Genomic DNA, 23,734 nt, shown 5'->3' on the forward strand with positions numbered 1-23,734 from the left:
ATGAAGGGATATAAGGGGGAGCGCGGGATGGAAAATGAACCAGTACTGCTCACCAGCGCGACCAGTACTGGTTGCCCTATGTGACCAGTACTACTTCGAAGTCGGACCAGTACTGGTTGGATCGGTGAGCAGTACTGGTTCGTTTTTAGCGGGTGGCGACGGCGGCGACGAAGACGTGGACTTCGCTGACGCCACACTGCTCCAAGAGATCGGTGAGCGCAAGGAGTGTGGAGCCCGTCGTCACCAGATCATCGACGAGTAGGATACGCTTGCCCCGTAGCTCCTGAAGGCGCTCCGTCTTGTCAGTGAGATAGAAGGCCGCTTGAGCATTCTCACGGCGTGCGTCTCGGTCCAGCGCCGTCTGTGAGTGACTGCCCCGATGGCGTAGGAGGTAGCCTTCCGAGCAGGGGACGCCGTAGTGCCGTGCGAGGGCTTCGCCGAGGAGGGCGGCTTGATTGTAGCCACGGGCTTCGAGGCGCGTACCTTCGATCGGGACGGGGAGGATGAGGTCGATGTCGCCTGGCTGGGGTACAAGTTGCCCTTCGGTGATGGCGGTGCGCACGACAAAGTCCGCGACCTCACCATAGCCTCGGTACTTGAGGGCGATGATGAGGTCGTAGGTGGGATTGGCATGCTGGTAGATGAAGGGGGCGGAGAGGCTTCGGATCAGGGGCGAGCCAAGAAGACGCTCCTCTGCATGCACGAAGGTGGGGGCATGGCGGGGGAGCTTCGTGGCGCACTCCATGCAGACGCAGTGCTCCCGCTCCCCGAGACGCACCCGACAGATGGCGCAGGTGCGGGGGAAGATGAGGTCGGTAAGGAAAGCGCCGATGCGCTTAGTCGTCGCCCAGCTCATCGGAGAGGAGTTCGCTGATCGCCTCGCGCACATCCTCATAGGGATAGCCCCGATAGAGGGCGAAGCGAGTGAGACGGTCATAGATCTTGCGTGGCTCAAGCCCAGCGGGGAGGGAGCGGTACTTACGCTCCAAGAGGGCGGTGAGTTGGTCTTCGCTCTGCATCTCTTCCTCCTCAAGCTCCTCGATAGCGGCGTCGATGAGGCGCGAAGGGATGCGATGACGGCGGAGCTCGGCCTGCAGGCGAAGCGGCCCCCAGCCGTTAAAGCGGTACTTATCTCGCACGAAGGCTCGGGCAAAGCGCTCCTCGTTCAGGTAGCCCTCTTGCTCCAAGCGCTCGATGAGGGCATCGCATACCTCGTCGGAGATCTCCCAGCCTCGACACTTCTTGCGCACCTCTTGGGCGGAATGCTCAGCGTAGGCGCAGTAGGAGGCGAGGCGTGAGAAGGCTTCTTCGGGAGTAAGCTCCTTTTTCTTCTTCTGGATCATTAGGCGGGGCAATAGGTGAGGTGAAGGAAGCGAACCTTCCCACTCAGGTCGTGGATGAGCTTGGTCTTGGCGTGCTGCCTCCCGATACGCTCGAGCATCGTTTCCTCTGTCGCCGTAGCGTAGAGCGGATTTAGCTCGACCCACAGATTCCCTCCCGAGCGGAGATAGCCTTGAGCTACCAGCTCTGCCAAGGCAATATAGTAGGCGATGGGGGAGGCTTCGGGAGCGAAGAGGGCTAAGTGCGGCTCGTGAAGCAGGACCTGAGGTGTCATCTCTTCGGCTTCCTCGGGGTGGATGTAGGGCGGATTACTTACGATGAGATCGAGTGGAGGCGTCGGGGGTGTCTGTTCCTCAAGGAGCGCAAAGAGGTCGTGCTTCCACAGATAGACTTCGCGACCCGTGGCCTTGCGCAGAGCTTCGAAGTTGGCTTCGGCGATCGGTGCAGCTTCGCTGGATACTTCGAGCGCTACGCTTTGCCTCACCTCGGGAAGGGCGGCTGTGAGGGCATAGGCGATACAGCCACTCCCCGTACCGACGTCGAGCAAGCGCTGCGAAGCTCGGCTCTCGGGGTGCTGTAAGATCAGCTCGACCAGCTCCTCCGTCTCAGGGCGTGGGATGAGTACCCCAAGGGCGACCATGAGGCGATGCCCCGCGAAGTAAGTATAGCCTAATACATATTGTAGGGGAGTACCAGCGGAGAGGTCGTGTAGCATGCGATCCAGACGGGCGCACTCTGCGGGTGATAAAAGCGTATCTTTGCTCAAGAGCAGTAGCTGCGTGCGGGTACAGCCTCGTACCTCCTCGAGGAGTTGGCGGGCTATCTCCCGTGCTTCCGAGGGCTCGTAGAGCGCCGTGAGACACTCCAGAGCCTCCTGCTCGAATGATCGTATCGTATCCATATAAGCAAATATAACGAATACAGATGACAGATGATGAGCGCTATATGTGCCGTGCACTTGATCTGGCGGCCCTTGGAACGGGCTATACTTCTCCCAATCCCGTCGTCGGTGCCGTCGTCGTGCACTCGGGTCGTATCATCGGTGAGGGCTATCACCACCGCAGTGGGCAGCCCCATGCTGAGGTGATGGCTATCCGCTCGGTGAGGGAGCGTAACCTGCTCCCCGAGTCAACGATCTACGTGACGCTGGAGCCCTGCTCGCACTACGGGAAGACACCTCCCTGTGCAGATCTCATCCTACAAGAGCGCATCCCACGCGTTGTCGTCGCCATCCCTGACCCCTTCCCTCGTGTGGCGGGTAGCGGACTGGAGCGCCTCCGTCAGGCGGGAGTAGAGGTCACTGTAGGAGTCCTCGCTGACGAAGCCCTTCGCCTCAATGCCCCCTTCATCACAGCGCATACCCAGCACCGCCCGCTGGTGACGCTGAAGTGGGCGCAGAGCCTCGATGGCTTCATCGATCGATCTCGGGAGAATAGCACAGAGGCTCCCGTCCTCTTCAGTACGCCCCTGCGCCAGCGGGAGATCCATCGCGAGCGTATGCACCACGATGCTATACTCGTCGGCTACCGGACGGCTCTACTTGATGATCCGCAGCTGACGAATCGCCTCTGGTATGGCTCGTCGCCCATCCGTGTGGTCTTAGATCCGCAGCTGTCTTTGCCTCCGAAGCTTCGCCTCTTCACTGACGGCCTCGCCCCGACGTGGGTGATTTACCTCGAGGGGGCGGGTGTGCCTCAGCCTCGTGAGGGTGTGCGCTATCTGCCCCTTAGCGGAGAGCGTATCGAGCCGCAGCAACTGCTTCAGCTCCTATATAGAGAGGGAATTCTCTCGCTTCTCATCGAAGGGGGAGCCGCTACGCTGTCATCCTTCCTTAGCTTAGGCCTCTATGATCGCCTCTTAGTGGAGGTTGCCTCGAAGACCTTAGGTGAAGGAGTCCCAGCGCCTGCTATCCCGACCGCCCTTTAGTCGCTTGCTCTTATAAAGGCCGTCCCCCAAGCAACCGGAGTTGCTTGGGGGACGGCTTCTTTTAGATCGAGTAGCTACCCGAGCAGCGGACTAATAGTTGTGTCCGTCTGGGTCAAGCATTTCCTTGCGCGTGATCTTATGCAGGTCGAGCGCACGCCAAGCGTAGACGATGTACGCTAAGACGAAGGGAATGATTAGCGATACGAAACTCATTGTCTTCAGAGTGAAGGGGCTCGAGGAGCTATTGCGGATATTCAGCGAGTGGTTGATCAGCTCGGGCATATCTGCGCTGTAGGCAGGGTAGTAGGAGGTATTGTTCCACCCAGCGATGAGGAAGAGGGCGAGTGCCGTGAGGACGACACCGATACCTTCGAACCAGATCCCCTTGCGGAAGCCTTCCTTGAGGAGCGTCAGCAGGATACCTGCCAGTACGAGCACCACCCCGATGAAGAAGATCGCAAAGACTGCGGGCATCTCGATGAGGTTCTTCCAGTACTTGTAGTCCACGAGATAGGTGACCTCGGGGTTAGCAGGATCGTAAGCGAAGCCCTGCTTCGTGAGAAGGAAGAAGAGGTAGGCGAGGAAGAGGATGAGGAAGATAGCGGCGTTCCAAGCGAGTGCACCACGTGAGCGCTTGTAGATTGTCTCATCATCGATGTTGTTGATGAAGAAGAGGAGCGCCGTGGTACGTGCGAGGAAGAAGACGGCAAGGCCGAAGACGACATTCCAGATGTTGAGCACTGCTTCGAGGCCGTGGAGCTGGATACCCTTGTAGGGGAGCCACTCGGAGATGACCTGGCTGGCACCGGAGAGATCAGCGATAGCCTCGCGGTTCACCGTGAAGGTAGAGCCCGTGAAGAAGGTCGATACAGCGGCACCGAGGAGGATCGGAGCGAGGAGGCCGTTGATGAAGAGGAACGTCTGGTAGGTGCGGCTACCGAGCACATTACCATTCTTATTCTGATACTCGTAGGAGACTGCCTGGATGATGAAGCAGAAGAGGATGAGCATCCACACCCAGTAGGCACCGCCGAAGCTGGTCGAGTAGAAGAGGGGGAAGGAGGCGAAGAAGCCACCGCCGAAGACGACCAGCGTAGTGAAGGTGAATTCCCACTTACGGCCGATAGAGTTCACGAGGAGCTTGCGGTCGAGCTGCTCCTTGCCAATGCTAAAGAAGAGTGACTGGCCCCCCTGCACGAAGAGCAGGAAGACGAGGAGAGCACCGAGGACGGAGACTAAGAGCCACCAGTATTCTTGGAAGAATGCGTAGTCCATAATAAATCGTTTGCTTAGCTTGATTAGATGACTTCGTGGGGCTTAGTGCTGATCAGGGCCCTGCTTGATAGCCTTGCGCATGATGTTGATCTCAGCCACGAGCATGATCGTGAAGAGCAGGAAGAAGAGTGCGAAGGTGATCATCACCGACGAAGCTTCGATCTTAGAGATAGCTGCATGGACGGGCAGAAGGTTCTGGATAGTCCAGGGCTGACGACCCACTTCGGCCACTACCCAGCCGGCTTCACTGGCTACCCATGCCAGAGGAGTGAGGATGATACTTGCCCAGAGGAGCCAGCGAGTAGAGGCGAGCTTCTCATTACGCTTGTAGGCGTACCACGTCAGGATGAGGAAGAGTAGGAGGAAGGCACCACCGAGCCCGACCATGACACGGAAGGAGTAGTAGGTCAGCGGGATGTTGGGGACCGTCTCATACTTGCTGGTGAAGTAGCCATAGCCGTAGTAGGGGAAGTTCTCCATCAGTACAGTGCGGTGCTGCTCAGCGGAGATGCTATCCCCAGCCTTGCGAGCGGCACGGAAGGCATTGAGAGCATCGATAGCGATACGACCACGACGCATCTTTTCCTCCGTAGAGATGGCGATCTTACCATCGGGCTGACGGTAGCCACCTTCGAGGATGTTGATCACGCCAGGTACGTAGTGCGTGCCCGTGCCAGCGACCATGTAAGAGAGGAGGCGGGGGGCTTCGATGTTGAAGATGTGTGAGGGCTTGCCGTCGTCGGGAAGCTGCTTGTCGGGGTTGAGCAGGCCGATGACGCCGAGGCCGATACCCTTGCCATCCTCTGTGCAGCCTTCGCCGGTGCACTTACCCGTGTCGTAGATAGCTTCCATAGCAGCGAGCTTCATAGGCTGGTTGGTAGCGACGTCGACAGCCGAGCTGTGACCCGTCATAGCCGTCAGCAGTGCTGCTACGAAGCCGAAGGGAGCGATGATCTTGAGGTTGCGGCGAGCGAACTCTACGTTGCGCTTGCGCAGGAGATAGAGAGCACAGATACCGAGTGCGAAGAACGTACCGAGCGTCCAAGACGAGGTGACCGTATGGAGGAACTTGATGATAGCCGTGGGTGAGAGTGCTACAGCCCAGAAGTCGCTCATCTCGTTGCGCATCGTCTCGGGGTTGAAGACCATACCCTGAGGATTCTGCATCCAAGCGTTAGCGACGAGGATCCATACTGCAGAGATCGTAGCTCCGATGATGGTGAGCCAGCTGGAGGCTAAGTGGAAGCCCTTGCTGACCTTCCCCCAACCGAAGAACATCACGGCGATAAACGTCGACTCCATAAAGAAGGCGAGGATCCCTTCGATAGCAAGGGGGGCACCGAAGATGTCACCGACGAACCAGCTGTAGTTCGACCAGTTGGTCCCGAACTGAAACTCGAGGATGATCCCCGTAGCTACGCCGATAGCGAAGTTAATCCCGAAGAGCTTCTGCCAGAACTTCGTGGACTTCTTCCAGAATTCATCACCGCTGCGATAGTACTTCGTCTCAGCCAGTGACATGATGACCCCCAGGCCGAGGGTCAGCGGGACGAAGAGCCAGTGATACATAGCCGTCAGGGCGAATTGCGCCCGCGACCATGAGACTAAAGATTCTAGATCCATTGTAAATAGTTATTAGAGTTTGATATGTTTATCTCGTATGAAGAGGTGGGGCGTCATCGGGCGACGGTATCGCCTGGCGCACGGCGATTGAGGAGCTCGTCACCGACGAACTCAGATCGCTCGATATGCTGCTCCTTGGCCTGCTGCTTGACGTGGTTGGGGAAGAAGAAGGCGCGCAGGATAGCAAACATAATGAAGAGCTTCAGCGCAATGATGAGCCAAAGCTTCTTACTTGTCGGGGTCAATCCTCGGAAGCCATCGCGATAGAGGCGGAAGGCTCGCACGAAGAAATTGGGTTTTGGGGACTCAGTCGGCATAGGGTCGATGAGAGGGTGAGAATGATAATTTCATCGGATGGATCCGGTTCGGACAAAGATAGAGCAAACGAGTGAGTGGACTACTACCCGAGAGGCCCAATAACCCTGATAATGAGCCCTTAGTTTGATAGCCTACATCTATGTGGGTATTTATGAAATTAATATATCGGGGTACTGGAGCGAAATAAACTACCTACTGGACGGTGTCTAAGGGAGGAATAAAGTGCCTGGATTTATTTGTCGGAAGCTACTGGACTTATACGATTTGATAGTATGTGCCTTTGGGATAAATGGCATCTTCTTCGAAGAAAATAGCCCCTACGCAAATCATTGATTTACGCAGGGGCTTCCTGTAAGTGGCTGTACCCAGAGTGGGACTCGAACCCACACAACCTATTGGTCAAGGGATTTTAAGTCCCTCGTGTCTACCATTCCACCATCTGGGCGACCATATAACGCACACCATAGGCGTACGCATTCGGCTGCAAAAGTAACGCAAAATCGGTAGATAAGCAATCGCAGAGCGCATAGCGAGTAGCCTCCGTCGTGAAGCGGATGCTGAGATGAGGGTGCGGAAGGGATGAGGAGTAAGGACTCCATGGTATTCGGATGGGACTACGGGTAGTGATACCTCGCATAGACCTTTAAGTAGTATGCATGACTGCTCTTGCTCTCAGCTCTTTCGGTAGAGTAGACGTACAGGGCAAGCAAGATATTGGGGCCGGCGACGGTCAAAGCTGATGTCACATATCTCCGAGGGGAGTTGTGACGAGCCTTAGACCGAGCCGTGCACCTAACATGGTCGGCGTATGGATCGAGGTGGTGCAGCCAGCGAGGTATCCCTGGCTGGCCCTATGGGGGGCAGGGGCGGTTTTGGATAGGTTGGAGGAACATGAAGAAAGACCCCTGCGAGTACCAGACCCATAGAGATCCCAGACAGAGTAGAGCCTTGTCCTACTTGTCACAAGCGGGCTTGTGTACGACCCGATAGGGGCACACAGCTGCAGGATGTTCAAAAGATTATCGGGGGATATTCTGATGAGGTGACCTTCTCTCCGGCTTCGTCCTTGCGGGCGAAGTGATACGCACGACACATTTCAATATCTGGAAGCCACTGCGCGTCTCGGAGAGCGGGGCAGAAAGACTTCCTTCACTACCAGCGCTGACGGGCGGTCCGTCGGGTGGGGTAGGAGAAGGTGCACACATCGGAGAGAGCTACCATCAGGAGGAGCGTCTCATGGCAATGTCTTCCCAATCTTATTCCCGAGATTGACACATTGGATCTCATGAGCAGGTCTCCTGGCTTATCACCCTAACTTCTCATTCCTACGATCCTTCCCAAGTAGCTTCGTACTCAGTGGCGAAGGTCTGCCAAGACGCTCGGCGAAGAGCTCGTTGGTCCTTCCGTCGTAGGAGGAGCCTATCCATCATCCCCGTGGGGAGTTGCAGATAGGGAGTGACTTACAGTAGCGGGTACTGCGCCGGATTCACACCGGCTTCCCTTACTACCCTGGGTCCAGACTGGTGCGCTTCACCAGCATAATGCCCTCGGGTATACTCGTAAGACACAGCAAAGTTAAGACAAATATTTAAATAACCTAAGGGCTTCAAGGGGAGAGTTTGCGTGGTGAGCTCAGGCGCTTCTTTATGGATGAAGATATGCCTTTGTAGGGGACTTTGAGTGAGATGATTACGAGGGTGAAAAATGAACCAGTACTGGTCGCTGTGTTGACCAGTACTGCTCGCGTGATGGATCAGTACTGGTCAGTATGTGCTACCAGTACTGGTTGCCTTCGTGACCAGTACTGCTTCACTTAGCCATGCTGCTAAGCCTATACCTATTTATTATATATAGAGGACGTCCGTCGCCCTCCCGCTGTAGTGAGCGTGGAGGGCGACGGACGTCGTGGAAAATGCGCCTTGGATAGCGCTATGGCAGGATCGGACAGACAGAGTCGACGATACCGTCGGCAAGTCCCTTCGTGGGGACGATGATCTCCGTCGCTTCGGTGATCGAGGCGACTAAGAGGAAGATGTCTGCCGCAGGGACGATGACCTCAGCACGGTCGGGCTTGAGGCGGAAGAGCTGCATACGCTGCTCGGGGGTGTACTGCCGGAGCTCGTCGGCGACACGCTGGAGGCTCTCGACAGGGAGGCTGTTTACGTTGGCGCGCTCCGAAGGGGCGCCGAGGCGAAGGAGCTTATTGATATTCCCCCCTGTACCGACAAGGCGTAGGGTGCCATAGGTAGAGCGCAGGGTACGCACGTAGTCACCGAAGGAGTTGCGCTCTTCGTCACGCACCTTGCCGCTGAGCTGGCGGATCGTACCGATATCAAAGGAGCGAGACTCGATGAGCTCTGCACCACGTACGAGGTTGAGCTCCGTACTCCCCCCACCGACGTCGACGTAGAGGAAGGTATCATCGGTCTGGGTGGCCAGCGAACGGATGAGGTCGGCAGAGATCAGGCGAGCTTCCTCTCTACCATCGATGATCTCGATACGGATGTCGGTCTTCTCGTAGATCTTCTCCACGAGCTCGGCGCCATTCTCGGCATCACGCATAGCAGAGGTGGCGCAGGCACGGAAGGCAGAGACTTCGTAGATCTCCATCAGCTCGCGGTAGGCCTTCATGAGGCTGACGAGCTGCTTACCCTTCTTCTTCGATATGCGCCCATCGACGAAGGCATCTTCACCGAGGCGTAGGGGGACGCGTACCAGCTGGACCTTGGAGAGTGGCTCGGCACTCCCAGGCTCGTTGAGGCACTTGATGAGTAGGCGGACGGCATTGGAGCCAATGTCGATACCGGCGTAGTGAGACTTACCCATTATTCTCTTTGTTCTTCTTTGCTTCGTAGTACTTGTATAGTGCTTGCTGGGAGTTGAAGGGGGCTTCATCGGGACCCAAGTCATCGCGACGTGGGCGCACGGCTTCCCCTTGGACGTAGTAGCCCTGCTCGGTATCTCTTAGGCCAGCTGAGATGATGAAGTCCAGCTCACGCTGTATGGCAGGGTCGTAGACGGGAGTCATGACTTCGATGCGGCGGTCGAGGTTGCGCGTCATCCAGTCGGTCGAGCCGATGTAGTACTTCGGCTCTCCACCTCCACCGAAGACGTAGATGCGGGAGTGCTCAAGGTAGCGTGAGATGATCGCATTGATGAAGAGCCCTTCGCTATAGCCTGGTACACCAGGTAGGAGGGAGCAGTTGCCTCTTAGGCAGAGCTCGACACGCACACCAGCCGTCACGGCTTCGTAGAGCTTGGCGACCATCTTCTCATCGACGATATGATTGAGCTTGAGGCGTATGTAGGCCTCCTGTCCAGCTCGAGCCAAGCGGATCTCCTTATTAATAAGGTTGTAGAGTGGCTGGCGCATATCGTTGGGTGCGACCAGCAGGTGATGGAAGTGCGGGGCGATGAAGGGGCGCTCGATGAAGTCAAAGACCTGCATCACGTCATGCACGATGCCCTTGTGCGCGGTCATCAGCATGAGGTCGGTATAGAGTCGAGCTGTACCCTCGTGGAGGTTACCCGAGCCGATGCAGGCGATGCCCCCATGCTTGGTGCGGATGTAGACGAGCTTTGAGTGGACCTTCAGCTTTTCATGACCGAGGACAACGTTGATACCGAAGTCCTGCATCTTCTTTCCCCAGTTGATATTCGACTGCTCGTCGAAGCGTGCTAAGAGCTCGACGACGGCGGTGACGCGCTTGCCGTTCTGCGCTGCTGTGGTCAGCGCCTTGACGACCTTGGAGTTCTGCGCCACGCGATAGAGGGAGATACGTATCTCGGTGACCTCTTCGCTGATCGCAGCTTCTTGTAGAAGGCGGAGGAAGTGATCGAAGCTGTAATAGGGGAAGTGCAGGCAGCGGTCTTGGTGCATGATCTGGTGGATCATGCTCTGCGTGTAGTGGAACTCATTCATCTGCAGCGGGGGCTGCTTGGGAAAGCGAAGTCCCTTGCGCCCGCAGTCAGGGAGATCCATCAGGTCACGCATGTTGTGGTAGCGTCCTCCGCCGATACGTGTGTCGCGGAAGTTGAGCTCCGCCATAGCGCTGAGCTTACGCAGGATCTCGGGGGAGAGGGCTTGGTCGTAGACGACGCGCACGGTCTCGCCGCGCTTACGGCGCTTGACACCACGGGAGACCTTCTCGATGACACTTGAGCGGAGGTCTTGCTCGATCTCGAACTCGGCGTCCTTGGTGAACTTAAACGTATAGGCCTCGTACTGCACGTACTCCCGCCCGATGAAGATGTAGGGGAGGCAGTAGCGGATGACGTCGTCAAGGAACATCAGGTAGCTCTCACCACCCTCGTCACGCAGACGGAAGAAGCGCCCAAGCTCGCGCACGGGCACCTCCAGTAGCGCCACCTCGTGCCCCGTCTCAGGCTCCTCCTGATCGTGCCATAGGACGACTGCCAGATAGAGCGACTCCTTGAGGTGCTGCTCGGGGTTGAAGGTCGGGCTATTGATGAAGATCGGGTTGGTGAAGCCGTTGATCTTCTCCATGAAGAAGGATAAGACTTCCTCCTCTTGGCTGCTGGTGAGCTCGCGCTCATTGATGATGTGGATGTGAGCAGCCTTGAGCTCGCGTACCAGCTGAGCGAAGGTCTCGTCGAAGAGCTGGGAGTACTCTCTATTGAGTCGGAGGATGGTGCGGAGGGTCTCCTTTGCTTTCTTGCGCTCGGTCGTGGGGAGCTCTTCCGCAGAGTCGATGAGGCGACGCAGTGAGGCGACGCGCACACGGAAGAATTCATCCAGGTTGTTGGAGTAGATACCGAGGTAGTTGAAGCGCTCCAGGAGGGGGAGATCGGGGCGCATGGCCTCTAAGAGGATGCGCTTATTGAAGTACATCCAGCTTGTGTCACGCTCGATATAGGGCATAGGCCCGCGGTGCTGACGTTGCTGCATAGAGTCTGTTAAGGGGGAGGATATATGGGCTAAAGGGCGCTACCGTCGAAGCCGAAGGGCAGTAGGTAGCGGCAGTCCTCGAGGAGGATGGTCTTCTCCTCACCCATCAGAAGTATGGGGAAGGGGTGGAAGCGTGTAGCGGTCTCCATGATCACCTGACGGCAGCTACCGCAGGGGGAGATGAAGGGTACACGACCAGCACTGTTGATAGCGACGATAGCGAGGCGCTCGACAGCGACGTCGGGCCACTGGGCACCAGCCCAGAAGAGTGCTGTACGCTCGGCACAAGTCCCCGAGGGGTAGGCGGCATTCTCTTGGTTGGAGCCCGTGACGATCTCGCCGTTAGCGAGTAGGACGGCAGCGCCGACGTGGAAGCGGCTGTAGGGGGCGTAGGCTTTGCGAGCGACTTCGAGTGCACGCTCCTCCAGCTGGCGGTCTTGTTCGGAGAGCTCGGAGCGGTCGAGCGTCTTATAGGGAATAGTAAATGTTTGCTCCATGTGCGTATGCTATACGGATGTGATGAGGGTGGGGAGACTCCCCAGCACCTCTATAGCGAATGTACGAAAAAGTGAGGAATGCTTGCCGTAGAGGTTGCAGGTGAAGTTCCTCAGATAAAGCCCTTACTTGGGGGAGTCTTGGGGCATAGCCGTAAGCGCCTTGCGGATCTTGGCGGTGAACTCGTGGTTCTTCCAGCCCCAGCGTGGGGCTAAGAGTAGGGCCGGCGGTGACTGCGAGACGAAGCGCTCCAGCACAATGTCGGGGCGGAGGCGATGCACGAAGTCCACGATAAGGTCGATATACTCCTCCTCGGTGAAGAGATGGAAGTCCGATGGATCACGCTGATACTCGCCTGCCATGATCGTCCCGCGGATGATCTGTAGCTGGTGGATCTTGAGCGTAGTGATGGGGAGCTGTGAGAGGCGGTCGGCATGCTGGAGCATCTCTTCGCGACTCTCACCTGGGAGACCGAGGATGAGGTGAGCTCCGACAAGGATGCCTGCAGCGTGGGTACGCTCAATGGTCTCGACGCTGGTCTGATAGCTGTGCCCACGCTGGATACGCTCAAGGCTGCGGTCGCACGTGCTCTCTACACCGTACTCTACGAGGAGGAAGGTGCGCTTCGAGAGCTCCTCGAGGTAGTCGAGGAGGGGCTGGGGCATGCAGTCAGGGCGCGTGCCGATGATGAGCCCGACGACGTCTTCATGACGGAGTGCCTCCTCGTACTTCGCGATGCAGTCCTCTACCTCCCCGTAGGTATTGGTGTAGGACTGGAAGTAAGCGAGGTACTTCATCTCGGGGTACTTCCGGCGGAAGAAGGCGATCCCTTCGTTGATCTGCTCGGTGATGCTCTTGAGCTTCGTAGCGTAGTTCGGGCTGAAGCTCTTATTGTTGCAGTAGGTACAGCCTCCCTTGCCCATAGATCCGTCACGGGTGGGGCAGGAGAAGCCCGCCGTGAGCGTGATCTTCTGCACCTTCTGCCTAGGGAAGTGGCGCTGGAGGAAGGTGGCGAAGTCTACGTAGGGGAGAGTAGGGCTTGCGGATGACGTCATACGGTCGGAGTCTTGGCGCGCCCTATCGGCGAATGGATCCAGTCGGCATGCTCGAAGTGCTCAGCACGCTGCGTGCGGATGTATTCCTCTACCGAGGCGTTGAATGCAAGTGGGAAGAGCCCCGTATGCTCCTCGCGGAGGGCGGCAAGGATGTCCTCCTGCAGGTCGGTGATGCTATAGCCTTCGGGGAGTGCTGGACGGAGGTTCGTGACCTGTGAGCGCACTGAGGCGACACGTGAGCGTGCCTCTACCTCGGGAGAGACTGTCAGGATACGCTCCAGCTCCTCGAGGTTGGCATCGAAGAGCAGGCAGATGTGGTAAAGCATGCGTGAGCGGTTCACCGCCTCAGCTGCTCCACCGACCTTATAGCCATCAAGACGGAGGTCGCCACGGGGCGAGCGCTCCACGACGACACCACGCCCAGCGAGTGCTCGCTGTATGGGTGTAGGGAAGGCCTTCAGGTCGAAGCCTTGACCCGAATGGTCGTTCTTTATCGCCGTGAAGTTGAGATTCCCGAGGTCGTGGTAGACTGTGCCCCCGCCCGATGTGCGGCGCAGGAGGGCGATGTCGTGCTCCTCGAGGTAGTCGAGATCGAGCTCCGCCTCAGCCCACTGATAGCGCCCCATGAATACGGAGGGGCGATTCACCCACAGCATGTAGATGGTGTCCAGCGGGCGAAGCTGGCGGTAGAGGTAGTCCTCGAGAGCAATGTTGTAGTACGGGTCGGTCGAGGGACTGATATAGTAGTAGGCGTTGGAGGTGGCGGGAGTCGTCATCGTCATCATAGTCGAAGGCTATCCCTCCAGCGGCATCCGAGCCGTCGGAGGGATAGCCTTCTCTTATTATAATAGGTATAAGGGGCGCTGGACTAAGCGTCGATGCGAGCGTAGGTCGCATTCGCCTCGATGAACTCGCGGCGGGGGGCTACGTCGTCACCCATGAGCATGGAGAAGATCGCATCAGCCTCAGCGGCATTCTCGATGGTGATCTTGCGCAGGGTGCGGTTCTCGGGATTCATCGTCGTTTCCCAGAGCTGCTCTTCATTCATCTCACCGAGACCCTTGTAGCGCTGTACGCGTACGCGGTTCTCATCGCCACCACCGACGCGGTCGATGAAGGCCTGACGCTGCTGCTCGGTCCAGCAGTACTCACGCTCCTTGCCTCGGGTACAGAGGTAGAGAGGAGGCGTAGCGATGTACACGTAGCCGTTCTCGATGAGCGAGCGCATATTGCGGAAGAAGAAGGTCAGGATGAGCGTGGCGATATGGCTACCGTCCACGTCAGCATCGGTCATGATGATGACCTTGTGATAGCGGAGCTTCGAGAGATTCAGCGCCATGCTGTCCTCTTCGGTGCCGATGGTCACGCCGAGAGCCGTGTAGATGTTGCGGATCTCTTCGCTCTCGAGCACCTTATGCTGCATCGCCTTCTCCACGTTGAGGATCTTACCACGCAGCGGGAGGATCGCCTGGAACTCACGGTCACGGCCCTGCTTAGCCGTACCACCTGCAGAGTCACCCTCGACGAGGAAGAGCTCAGAGAGGATGGGATCCTTAGAGGAGCAGTCGGCGAGCTTACCAGGCAGGCCACCACCCGAGAGGGGCGACTTGCGCTGTACCATCTCACGCGCCTTGCGTGCAGCTTGGCGAGCTGTAGCAGCGAGGATGACCTTGTCTACGATGATCTTCGCTTCCTTGGGGTGCTCTTCGAGATAGATCTCGAGGGCTTCGCTGACGGCGACGTCTACGGCGCCCATGACCTCGTTGTTCCCGAGCTTGGTCTTCGTCTGCCCTTCGAACTGGGGTTCTGCGACCTTGATGCTCACGACGGCTGTGAGACCTTCGCGGAAGTCATCCCCCGTGATCTCTACCTTGACCTTGTCGAGGAGCTTCGAGTCAGTAGCATATTTCTTCAGCGTACGCGTCAGACCACGACGGAAGCCCGCTAGGTGCGTACCCCCTTCGATGGTGTTGATGTTGTTGACGTAGCTGTACACATTCTCGTTGTACGAGGTGTTGTAGGTCATCGCGACCTCGACAGGGATACCCTGCTTCTCGGTGATGATGTGGATGACATCCTCGATGAGGTGCTCCTTGGAGCGGTCGATGTACTTGACAAACTCCTCAAGCCCCTTCTCTGAGTAGTAGGTCTCAGTGAGGGCTACACCAGCTTCGTCACGCTGGCGCTCATCGGTCAGTGTGAGGGTGATACCGGCGTTGAGGAAGGCGAGCTCACGCAGACGCGTAGCCAAGATCTTGAACTGGTACTCTGTGCAGGTGAAGATCGTGTCGTCGGGCTTGAAGAGTACCGTCGTACCCGTCTTGTCTGTCGTGCCGATAGTCTGTAGCTCGGTGGTGGGGACACCACGGCTGAACTCCTGCGTGTAGATCTTTCCGTCGCGGTGGACGGTAGCCTTGAGGAGGGTAGAGAGAGCATTGACACAGGAGACACCGACCCCGTGCAGACCGCCCGAGACCTTATAGGAGCCCTTGTCAAACTTACCCCCTGCGTGCAGGACCGTCAGTACGACCTCCAGAGCGCTCTTGCCTTCCTTCTCGTGGATGTCTACGGGGATACCGCGACCGTTGTCCTGGACTTCGATGGAGTTGTCCTCGTGGATGGTGACCTTGATATCATTGCAGTAGCCTGCCAAGGCCTCGTCGATTGAGTTGTCTACGACTTCATACACCAAGTGGTGAAGACCCTTCTCGCCGATGTCACCGATGTACATCGCAGGGCGCTTACGTACGGCCTCCAGCCCTTCTAAGACTTGAATGCTACTGGCCGAGTATTCTTTCTCGTTGGTATGGTCTTGATCGAACAGCTCTTCGCTCATTGCTTATCTGTGTGATTAGTCCCTGCGGTGAGCACACGGCCTCACGGTAGGGTATTACATATTATATATAGGACAAAGATACGAAAAAATGCGCTCCCTCGGGTGTTATTTCGCCAGTACTTCGGGTGGGCTATTGGGGTATCTTAATGGCTTCTGCATTGGGACGAGGTAATTTCATCTGGATAGCAAACCTCGTCTTCCCTCAAGAAAAGTGGCCCGAAAGTAGTGGTAAACCCACGAAGCAGTAATGCAATCCTTCTATCTACGTGCAAAGTCCTAAAATCTACGTGCATAGACGATAAGATTTTCGTGCCTGGATTTTAAATCTACGTACGTGGATTTAAGAATAGGAATACTACATCGGGAGAATATCTCTTTGGTTTTGAGGTAATACTATCGGTGGTTTGTCACTTTTTGTGTACTACTTCTACTTCCTACTTGGTAGCCTTTGGTGTTGCCTTTTTGAGGGCAGGCGAGGTGATTCTCTCAGTGCGGGCATTGTGCTCTGGGTAGATATGCACCAAAGCAGTATATTTGCCCATAGCATTCCAGCCGCGGCGGAGGACTCCACCTCTGTCGTCGGATATCTCCCCTTGGAACGACAATCTAATGAACAAGATCTACGCCGTGAGTAGCCTCGCAGCTGCTCTAACCCTCGCCTTGCCCAGCCCAGTGACTGGTCAGCGACTCCTCCCCGGCTATCGCTATGATCACTCGACCGCCCCGACGGGTAAGGAGTGGCAAAGCCCAGCCGACTATGCTCTTGGTAAGGAGCAACCCCACGCCTACTTCTTCTCTTTCGCCCCGAAGGACCGTGCTGAGCGCGTACTCCCAGAGTATAGCTCGCTCTACCAGAGCCTTGACGGAACGTGGCGCTTCCACTGGGTACGTACGCCAGAAGAGCGCCCTGTGGACTTCTATCGCGCCGACTACGATGCCTCCTCTTGGGATGAGGCCACCGTACCGATGAACTGGAATGTCTACGGCCTCCAGCGCGACGGGAAGCAGAAGTATGGTACGCCTATCTACGTCAATCAGCCCGTCATCTTCTACCACAAGGTGCGCCCTGATGACTGGCGCGAGGGGGTTATGCGTACCCCGCCGAAGGAATGGACGACCTATCGTGACCGCAATGAGGTCAGCTCCTACCGCCGCACCTTCAAGCTCCCCACCGAGTGGAGCGACAAGGCGGTCTTCCTCAACTTCGATGGGGTCGACTCGTTCTTCTACCTCTGGATCAACGGACGCTATGTGGGCTTCTCTAAGAACTCCCGCAATCTCGCCTCCTTCGATATCTCACCTTACCTCCGCCCCAAGGGAGAGGAGAATGTCATCGCTGTAGAGGTCTACCGCAATAGTGATGGCTCGTTCCTCGAAGCACAGGATATGTTCCGCCTCCCAGGGATCTTCCGTTCGGTCTACCTCACCGCTAAGCCGAAGGTGCACCTGCGTGACCTGCAGGTCATCCCCGATGTGACCTCCGACCTCAAGGAGGGGAGTCTGCGTATCACCTCTGAGCTGAGAAGTCAAGGAACGAAGGCTGTACGTCCTGACCTGCGCCTCAGCTACAAGCTCTATGCGCTGCCTCTCTACTCCGACGAGGTGAGCGGTGCTCCCGTGGCTACCGCCGAAGGGCGTAGCACCTCGATGGGCACGGCAGAGACGACGCTCACGCTCCAGAGCCCTGCGCTCTGGTCTGCAGAAGCTCCTCACCGCTATGTCTTGGTCGCCGAGCTCTATGACAAGGCGGGGAAGACGCTGCTGGATCGTGCGTCCATCTATACGGGCTTCCGTAAGGTCGAGATCCGCGAGACGCCAGCCGACCAAGATGAGTTCGGGCACGCTGGTCGCTATTTCTACGTCAATCATAAGCCCGTGAAGTTCAAGGGGACGAACCGCCACGAGACGGATCCCTCCCGTGGGCATGCCATCACACATGAGCAGATGGAGCGCGAGATCTTCTTGATGAAGCGTGCGAACATCAACCACGTGCGCAACTCCCACTATCCTCCTGCTCCCTACTGGTACTACCTGTGCGATAAGTATGGTATCTACCTCGAGGACGAGGCGAATATCGAGTCGCATCAGTACTACTACGGCAAGGCTTCGCTTTCGCATGTGCCTGAGTTCGAGGCACAGCACGTCTCTCGTATGCTCGAGATGGTGCATGCGAATATCAACCACCCCAGCATCGTCATCTGGTCGCTGGGTAATGAGGCTGGCCCTGGTGTGAACTTCGTCAAGAGCTACGAGGCTACGAAGCGCGTCGATACCTCACGCCCCGTGCAGTATGAGCGCAATAACGACATCGTCGATATGGGCTCCAATCAGTATCCTTCTATCGCTTGGGTCGAGGGGGCTGCTACGGGTAAGTATAAGATCAAGTACCCCTTCCATATCTCCGAATACGCCCACTCTATGGGGAATGCCTGTGGTGGTCTGGCGGACTACTGGACGGCTATTGAGAGCTCGAACTACATCTGCGGTGGTGCTATCTGGGACTGGGTAGACCAGGCGCTGTACAACTACACGCCCGAAGGGCTTCGCTATCTGGCCTATGGGGGTAACTTCGGCGACTTCCCCAATGATGGTATGTTCGTCATGAACGGTATTATGTTCGCCGACCTCCAGCCTAAGCCTCAGTACTATGAGGTGAAGAAGGTCTATCAGCAGATCGGTATTGAAGCTGAGGATCTGATGGCAGGGCGTGTGCGCATCTTCAATAAGCACTACTTCGTCTCCCTCGCAGACTTCGACCTCCGCTGGAGTCTTTATCGTGATGGGGTAGAGGAGCGCTCAGGCGTCCTTGACCTCCCCGCTATCGCTCCTCGTACGGCTGAGACCATCACACTGCCGTTCTCTACTTCAGACCTCCAGCCTAATAGTGAGTACTTCGTCAAGGTCGAGTGCCGTCTGCGCACCGACAAGCCTTGGGCTAAGGCAGGCTATGTGGCCGCTGATGAGCAGCTCGCCCTGCAGTCGCTCCGTGAGCGAGATGCCCTGCAAGGGGGTAAGGGCCTCCGTGCGAAGAGCCTGACGAAGGAGGTCTATGAGGTCGCTGGTAGCGACTTCTCCGTGCAGTATGACCTCCGCGAAGGGACGATCCATCAGCTCGTCTATGCTGGCGATACGGTTATCTTCCCAGGCAATGGCCCCCGTATCACGGCCTTCCGTGCCCCTGCTGACAACGATATCTGGGTGCGCTCGGCTTGGACTACGAATGGTCTGCACAACCTCAAGCACCGTGTCCTGAAGCAGCAGGTCACTAAGCTCCCCGACGGCTCGGTAGAGCTCTTCTTCACCGTCCGCTCACAGGCTCCCTATGGCGCTACGCTCACGATGCACAAGGCTTCGGGTAAGTATGAGCTCACGGAGGATAAGGCACATCCCTTCGGTGAGAATGACTTTGCTATCACATCGCAGGCTATCTGGCGCGTGTATCCCGACGGAAGCATCCAGCTTCGCTCGAACCTGACGACGAATAAGCCCTCGCTGCCTCTCGGTCGTCTGGGTTATGAGTTCGTCCTGCCCCGTGCTTACGACAACTATACCTACTACGGTCGTGGCCCCATCAATAACTATGGTGACCGCAAGGCAAGCCAGTATATCGAGCAGCACAAGAGCAAGGTAGCCGAGCAGTTCGTCTCCTTCCCCAAGCCTCAGACGATGGCTAACCGCGAGGATGTACGCTGGGTGAGCCTGACGAATGCCTCTGGACGTGGTATGCTCTTCCTCACGGATAGCGTGATGACGAGCTCTGCTCTTCCTTACTCTGCGATGCAGCTGATGATGGCTCCTCACCCCCACGAACTGCCTGCTGCTGGTGACACCCATCTGGTACTCTCCCGTAGCACGACGGGTCTTGGTGGTGCCAGCTGTGGTCAGGGTGGCCCTCTGGTATCCGCTCAGAGCCTCGGTACGCCACAGCTCTTCAGCCTGATGATCCGTCCGCTCCGTGCTGGTGACTCAGCCGTCAAGCAGGCTAAGGCGAAGATTGACGGCCCAGTAGCTCCCTCGATCACGCGAGATCCTCATGGTGACCTCGTCATCACGGGTGATCCCGGGGAAGCCCTCTGGTACACCGTCGGTCGTGGCCGTCCTCAGCGCTATACCGAGCCTATCGACTTCTCTCAGGGTGGAGAGGTCTCTGCTTGGGCGGAAGGTCAGCGTCGTCTAATCTCGACTATGTCCTTCGGTCGTATGAAGTACGCTGCCTGCCGCATCGTCTTCTGCAGCAGTGAGGAGTATGGCTATGAGGCACAGGATCTCCTTGATGAGAGCCCCGACACGATATGGCACACCGTATGGACGCTCACCGTACCCAAGCACCCCCACTGGATTGACTTCGATCTGTACAAGGTGAAGACGATCAGTGGCCTCACTTATCTGCCTCGTCAGGATGAGAGCACTACGGGTGATGTCAAGGACTATGCCCTCTCGGTGAGTGATGACGGGAAGCAGTGGACCGAGGTCCTACGTGGTACCTTCGGCAGTGATAAGAAGCTCAAGGAAGCGCTTCTCAAGAAGCCTGTTCGTGCTCGCTATCTGCGCTTTACGGCGCTCTCAGCTCACGACGGGCAGGACTACGCCTCTGGCTCAGAGATCCATATCCTGGCTGAGTAATAGCCCATCTCTTTATAGGACGGTAGGAAACTGCCGCTCCAGATGCGACGGCTTTCGAGGGAGTCACTCCCCTCGAAAGCCGTCCTGCATAAGGCTCCTCGCGAGGGCTAACCGTTTGAATGTCCCCGCTTTTTTATTAGTTTTGCTTTGAATTGTCAGTTCACTCATTCATATACAGACATTACATGTATCGATTAGAGCGCTGGATCGCATTGCTCGGACTCCTACTCTTCGCTGCACCCGAAATCGGGGCTCAGACGAAGGTGCGTCGCTATGACGCTACCAAGGAGACGGACTATGGGGTCGTCTACCGCCTGCCCCGCACAGAGATCGAAGCGGTGGTGACGGTACGTGAGCGTACCTATACCCCAGGTCCATTGTCGGCCTATGCTGATAGGTATCTCAATAAGAAAGCTTCGGATATCCCCCGCCATACCTTTGAGTTGGTTTCGGCTCGCCTCTATACCGTAGGGCGTCCTGATTCGACCCAGCAGTATCTGGTCTCCTTTGACCGCAAGACGCTGGCTCCCTTCGTCAAGCTCACAGATGCAGGTGTCCTCTTCTCCATCAATGGAGGCGGTGAGCTGCCTGCCAGCCTCAGTGAAGAGCGTCACTCTCGTGTCGTCTCAGAGAAGCAGGTCGATACCGCTCAGCCCGCCCTCTCCCGTGAGTATTCGCAGGCTGGCTCCAAGGCTAAGCAGGCCGAGATCGCATCGAGCTACCTCTATGACCTGCGCGAGAATCTGATGAACATCGTCACGGGCTCCGTAGACAATATGCCTAAGGACGGTGAGTCCATGCGTCTGGCTCTCGAGCAGCTGCGCCGTGAGGAGCAGCGCACGCAGCGTCTCTTCCTCGGGGATACGACCGAGCGCGTCAGTGAGTACATCCTTCGCTACACCCCCACGGGGCATGAGGAGGGTGAGCTGACTCTGGCGCGCTTCTCTCCAGTGGCAGGGATGACGGAGGCGGATGATCTCAGTGGTGCACCGCTACGCCTCGTGATCTCCGTGCAGGAGCAAGCTCCAGAGCTCAACGAAAAGGACCAGCGCAAGAAGGATAAGATGCTCGAGCATAGCATCGTCTATGTGCAGCCTGGTCAGGCACGCATCACGCTCCTCTATGAGGGACGCAAGCTTGCCGACGAGCAGGTCAGCCTCGCTCAGCTCGGCACCCTTCAGGCTTTAGCTCCTAAGATGCTCCAGCTGACCCCCAATGCAGCGACGGCTATCTACTTCGACACACGCACGGGAGCTATTCTTGATGTGCGTCAGGAGTAGCGGAGCTCTGCTGTACGAACCTCCAATCAAGACGGAAAATCGCAACTAACAATACTCATCCTAACACCCCAAACTTATGTTCAAAAATCATCCTAAGGGATTGATCGCAGCCTCTCTCGCAAACATGGGAGAGCGCTTCGGCTTCTACATCATGATGGCGATCCTGACGCTCTTTATCTCGGCCAAGTTCGGTCTGAGTGAGCAGACGACAGGGTACGTTTACTCGGCCTTCTACGCCTCGATCTACCTGCTGGCTCTCGTCGGTGGCGTCATCGCTGACCGCTCGAAGAAGTACAAGGCTACGATCGTCGCTGGTCTGATCATCATGGCTCTCGGCTACGTGCTGATCGCTATCCCCACACCTACGCCAGTACCTAACCTCGCCCTCTACCTCACGCTTACTTGCGTCGGTCTGGGTGTCATCGCTTTCGGTAATGGTCTCTTCAAGGGGAACCTGCAGGTGCTCATCGGTCAGATGTACGATGATCCCCGCTATCAGAGCGCTCGTGACGCTGGCTTCCAGATCTTCTACATGTTCATCAACATCGGGGGGATCTTCGCACCCTTCATGGCTGTAGGTATCCGTAACTGGTGGCTGGGTCACAATGGCTTCGACTATAGCGCTGAGCTTCCCGCTCTCTGTCATCAGTACCTGCGTGAAGGTGCTAACATGCCAGCACAGGCTATGGAGAACCTTCAGAGCCTTGCCACCAAGGTATCGCTGGGTAATGAAGTCACCGACCTTCAGGCTTTCGTCGGTCAGTACCTTGATGTCTTCAACCGCGGCTTCCACTACGCCTTCATCGCAGCTGTCGTGATGATCTGCGTATCAATGGTGATCTTCCTCATTAACCAGAAGAAGTTCCCCGATCCAAGCAAGAAGGAAGTTGCAACTAAGGATGGTGCTCCCTCACAGAACGAAGTACAGATGAGTGCCGCTGAAATCAAGCAGCGTATCTACGCGCTCTTCGCAGTATTCGGTGTCGTCATCTTCTTCTGGATGTCCTTCCACCAGAATGGGTACTCGCTCACATACTTCGCTCGTGACTACGTTGACCTGAGTGTTATCAAGATTGACCTCGGCTTCACGGTGATCAAGGGTGCTGAGATCTTCCAGTCGGTGAATCCGCTGATCGTCGTCTGCCTCACGCCTCTCGTGATGTACGTCTTCGGTCGTCTGCGCAATCAGGGTAAGGAACCCTCTGCTCCCCGCAAGATCGCTATCGGGATGGGTATCGCAGCTCTGGCTTACGTCTTCCTGATGGTTTGCTCACTCGGTCTGCCCGATCAGAGCACGCTCGGTAGCATGACGGAGGCTGCAAAGCACGAAATGCTCCTCACGCCTTGGGTCATGGTCGGGATGTACTTCATCCTCACGCTTGCTGAGCTCTTCATCTCGCCCCTTGGTCTCTCCTTCGTATCGAAGGTAGCTCCTCCCCACCTCCAGGGTGTTATGCAGGGTGCTTGGCTCGCAGCTACGGCTCTCGGGAACTCGCTCCTCTTCATCGGTGGTATCCTCTATACGAGTGTGCCTCTCTGGGCTTGCTGGCTGGTCTTCGTAGGTGCTTGCGCTGCCTCGATGATCACGATGCTTACTATGGTCAAGTGGCTCGAGCGCGTAGCTAAGTAATTCACACAAGACGCTGACCCACTCCGATGTACTCCGCACAACCCCACTCGCTGAGCGCAGCTCGTCTCTACTTCCGTCGCTGGACACGTAGTAGCGCAGCCGTCTTCCACAGCCTCGGGCATTGCGTCACCATCGGGCATCTCTCGTCAAGCGTCCTGGAGCGTCTCTCAGCAAAGACGACGACGCTCGCTACCACACCTGCCGTATGTGGCACGCTTGCTCCCACCGAAGGGAGCCGTGAGGAGGCCGAAGTCCTCGAGGAAGCTATGCTCTCAGAGCTGCTCCTCGCACTCACGCTTACTCCTCAGTCCACCTCATCGGCATATCCTGCAGGCTACCTTAGTGTAGCTCTCTGCAGCTGACACAGCGCTGTCTCGCTACTACCCACTCCACGATAGGAGGCGGGTGTGTAGCGAGACAGCG

At 57.0% G+C, this 23,734-nt stretch carries 17 protein-coding genes, 1 tRNA gene and 1 riboswitch; of the genes, 5 read left to right on the forward strand and 13 right to left on the reverse strand.

The genetic code is table 11. The features are described 5' to 3' along the window. Window positions 1-145: 145 nt before the first annotated feature. The 3 genes from KO088_RS00845 to KO088_RS00855 are packed head-to-tail and all read right to left on the reverse strand — an operon-like array spanning window position 146 to window position 2,242. Window positions 146-856: a ComF family protein gene (locus KO088_RS00845; protein ID WP_215492929.1), complete on the reverse strand. Its 711-nt coding sequence runs from the start codon at window positions 854-856 to the stop codon at window positions 146-148. Further along, window positions 837-1,343, reverse strand: a complete 507-nt coding sequence (locus tag KO088_RS00850) for a regulatory protein RecX (protein ID WP_215492930.1) — start codon at window positions 1,341-1,343, stop codon at window positions 837-839. The genes KO088_RS00845 and KO088_RS00850 overlap by 20 nt, the downstream gene beginning before the upstream one ends. Beyond that, entirely contained in the window at window positions 1,343-2,242 is a 900-nt protein-coding gene (locus KO088_RS00855; RefSeq protein ID WP_215492931.1) for a N5-glutamine methyltransferase family protein, read from the reverse strand. The genes KO088_RS00850 and KO088_RS00855 overlap by 1 nt, the downstream gene beginning before the upstream one ends. A gap of 23 nt (window positions 2,243-2,265) precedes the next feature. Between KO088_RS00855 and ribD the strand changes: the two genes are divergently transcribed. Beyond that, a complete protein-coding gene (gene ribD, locus KO088_RS00860) occupies window positions 2,266-3,267 on the forward strand; it encodes a bifunctional diaminohydroxyphosphoribosylaminopyrimidine deaminase/5-amino-6-(5-phosphoribosylamino)uracil reductase RibD (RefSeq protein ID WP_215492932.1) in 1,002 nt (333 codons plus the stop codon). Window positions 3,268-3,357: 90 nt separating this feature from the next. On the opposite strand, the gene KO088_RS00865 is transcribed toward ribD, so the two are convergent. The 10 genes from KO088_RS00865 to gyrB all read right to left on the reverse strand — a co-directional run bounded on the left by KO088_RS00865 (window position 3,358) and on the right by gyrB (window position 15,778). Continuing rightward, on the reverse strand, window positions 3,358-4,542 hold the full coding sequence (locus KO088_RS00865) for a cytochrome d ubiquinol oxidase subunit II (protein ID WP_215492933.1): 1,185 nt from the start codon (window positions 4,540-4,542) through the stop codon (window positions 3,358-3,360). Between the two features lie 42 nt (window positions 4,543-4,584). After that, window positions 4,585-6,165, reverse strand: coding sequence for a cytochrome ubiquinol oxidase subunit I (locus KO088_RS00870; protein ID WP_215492934.1), 1,581 nt, complete (start codon window positions 6,163-6,165; stop codon window positions 4,585-4,587). A gap of 53 nt (window positions 6,166-6,218) precedes the next feature. Beyond that, window positions 6,219-6,482, reverse strand: coding sequence for a DUF4492 domain-containing protein (locus tag KO088_RS00875; RefSeq protein ID WP_215492935.1), 264 nt, complete (start codon window positions 6,480-6,482; stop codon window positions 6,219-6,221). A gap of 363 nt (window positions 6,483-6,845) precedes the next feature. Beyond that, a tRNA-Leu gene (locus KO088_RS00880) sits at window positions 6,846-6,928 on the reverse strand. A gap of 826 nt (window positions 6,929-7,754) precedes the next feature. Further along, a riboswitch (cobalamin riboswitch) is annotated at window positions 7,755-8,023 on the reverse strand. Between the two features lie 389 nt (window positions 8,024-8,412). Then, window positions 8,413-9,309 carry a Ppx/GppA phosphatase family protein gene (locus KO088_RS00885; protein WP_215492936.1) on the reverse strand — a complete coding sequence of 299 codons (897 nt, stop codon included), beginning with the start codon at window positions 9,307-9,309 and terminating at the stop codon, window positions 8,413-8,415. Continuing rightward, a complete protein-coding gene (locus tag KO088_RS00890; RefSeq protein ID WP_215492937.1) occupies window positions 9,302-11,392 on the reverse strand; it encodes an RNA degradosome polyphosphate kinase in 2,091 nt (696 codons plus the stop codon). Before KO088_RS00890 ends, KO088_RS00885 begins: the two co-directional genes overlap by 8 nt. 29 nt (window positions 11,393-11,421) lie before the next feature. Further along, a complete protein-coding gene (gene cdd / locus KO088_RS00895; protein WP_044114230.1) occupies window positions 11,422-11,889 on the reverse strand; it encodes a cytidine deaminase in 468 nt (155 codons plus the stop codon). A 123-nt stretch (window positions 11,890-12,012) separates the two neighbouring features. Continuing rightward, entirely contained in the window at window positions 12,013-12,942 is a 930-nt protein-coding gene (gene mnmL, locus KO088_RS00900) for a tRNA modification radical SAM protein MnmL/YtqA (RefSeq protein ID WP_215492939.1), read from the reverse strand. Beyond that, entirely contained in the window at window positions 12,939-13,727 is a 789-nt protein-coding gene (locus KO088_RS00905) for a lipoate--protein ligase family protein (RefSeq protein WP_215492941.1), read from the reverse strand. Before KO088_RS00905 ends, mnmL begins: the two co-directional genes overlap by 4 nt. 83 nt (window positions 13,728-13,810) lie before the next feature. Continuing rightward, window positions 13,811-15,778 carry a DNA topoisomerase (ATP-hydrolyzing) subunit B gene (gene gyrB / locus KO088_RS00910; protein ID WP_215492942.1) on the reverse strand — a complete coding sequence of 656 codons (1,968 nt, stop codon included), beginning with the start codon at window positions 15,776-15,778 and terminating at the stop codon, window positions 13,811-13,813. Between the two features lie 609 nt (window positions 15,779-16,387). On the opposite strand from gyrB, the gene KO088_RS00915 reads away from it, so the two are divergent. The 4 genes from KO088_RS00915 to KO088_RS00930 all read left to right on the forward strand — a co-directional run bounded on the left by KO088_RS00915 (window position 16,388) and on the right by KO088_RS00930 (window position 23,673). After that, window positions 16,388-20,401 (forward strand): glycoside hydrolase family 2 TIM barrel-domain containing protein, encoded by a 4,014-nt coding sequence (locus KO088_RS00915; protein WP_251419696.1) that lies wholly within the window; start codon window positions 16,388-16,390, stop codon window positions 20,399-20,401. Between the two features lie 185 nt (window positions 20,402-20,586). Beyond that, the gene (locus tag KO088_RS00920) at window positions 20,587-21,681 is read left to right on the forward strand and encodes a DUF4831 family protein (RefSeq protein WP_215492943.1); all 1,095 of its coding nucleotides are present in this window, start codon (window positions 20,587-20,589) and stop codon (window positions 21,679-21,681) included. A 76-nt stretch (window positions 21,682-21,757) separates the two neighbouring features. Continuing rightward, the gene (locus KO088_RS00925) at window positions 21,758-23,311 is read left to right on the forward strand and encodes a peptide MFS transporter (RefSeq protein ID WP_215492944.1); all 1,554 of its coding nucleotides are present in this window, start codon (window positions 21,758-21,760) and stop codon (window positions 23,309-23,311) included. 26 nt (window positions 23,312-23,337) lie between these two features. Next, window positions 23,338-23,673, forward strand: a complete 336-nt coding sequence (locus KO088_RS00930; RefSeq protein WP_215492945.1) for a hypothetical protein — start codon at window positions 23,338-23,340, stop codon at window positions 23,671-23,673. Window positions 23,674-23,734 lie beyond the last annotated feature (61 nt).

Source organism: Porphyromonas bobii, assembly GCF_943169685.1.
GTDB lineage: Bacteria > Bacteroidota > Bacteroidia > Bacteroidales > Porphyromonadaceae > Porphyromonas > Porphyromonas pasteri.

Bases quoted from the DNA above. Each gene is read 5' to 3' on its own strand.
- KO088_RS00845 (WP_215492929.1), bottom strand. From the start codon at position 856: ATGAGCTGGGCGACGACTAAGCGCATCGGCGCTTTCCTTACCGACCTC.
- KO088_RS00850 (WP_215492930.1), bottom strand. From the start codon at position 1,343: ATGATCCAGAAGAAGAAAAAGGAGCTTACTCCCGAAGAAGCCTTCTCA.
- KO088_RS00855 (WP_215492931.1), bottom strand. From the start codon at position 2,242: ATGGATACGATACGATCATTCGAGCAGGAGGCTCTGGAGTGTCTCACG.
- ribD (WP_215492932.1), top strand. From the start codon at position 2,266: ATGACAGATGATGAGCGCTATATGTGCCGTGCACTTGATCTGGCGGCC.
- KO088_RS00865 (WP_215492933.1), bottom strand. From the start codon at position 4,542: ATGGACTACGCATTCTTCCAAGAATACTGGTGGCTCTTAGTCTCCGTC.
- KO088_RS00870 (WP_215492934.1), bottom strand. From the start codon at position 6,165: ATGGATCTAGAATCTTTAGTCTCATGGTCGCGGGCGCAATTCGCCCTG.
- KO088_RS00875 (WP_215492935.1), bottom strand. From the start codon at position 6,482: ATGCCGACTGAGTCCCCAAAACCCAATTTCTTCGTGCGAGCCTTCCGC.
- KO088_RS00885 (WP_215492936.1), bottom strand. From the start codon at position 9,309: ATGGGTAAGTCTCACTACGCCGGTATCGACATTGGCTCCAATGCCGTC.
- KO088_RS00890 (WP_215492937.1), bottom strand. From the start codon at position 11,392: ATGCAGCAACGTCAGCACCGCGGGCCTATGCCCTATATCGAGCGTGAC.
- cdd (WP_044114230.1), bottom strand. From the start codon at position 11,889: ATGGAGCAAACATTTACTATTCCCTATAAGACGCTCGACCGCTCCGAG.
- mnmL (WP_215492939.1), bottom strand. From the start codon at position 12,942: ATGACGTCATCCGCAAGCCCTACTCTCCCCTACGTAGACTTCGCCACC.
- KO088_RS00905 (WP_215492941.1), bottom strand. From the start codon at position 13,727: ATGATGACGATGACGACTCCCGCCACCTCCAACGCCTACTACTATATC.
- gyrB (WP_215492942.1), bottom strand. From the start codon at position 15,778: ATGAGCGAAGAGCTGTTCGATCAAGACCATACCAACGAGAAAGAATAC.
- KO088_RS00915 (WP_251419696.1), top strand. From the start codon at position 16,388: ATGAACAAGATCTACGCCGTGAGTAGCCTCGCAGCTGCTCTAACCCTC.
- KO088_RS00920 (WP_215492943.1), top strand. From the start codon at position 20,587: ATGTATCGATTAGAGCGCTGGATCGCATTGCTCGGACTCCTACTCTTC.
- KO088_RS00925 (WP_215492944.1), top strand. From the start codon at position 21,758: ATGTTCAAAAATCATCCTAAGGGATTGATCGCAGCCTCTCTCGCAAAC.
- KO088_RS00930 (WP_215492945.1), top strand. From the start codon at position 23,338: ATGTACTCCGCACAACCCCACTCGCTGAGCGCAGCTCGTCTCTACTTC.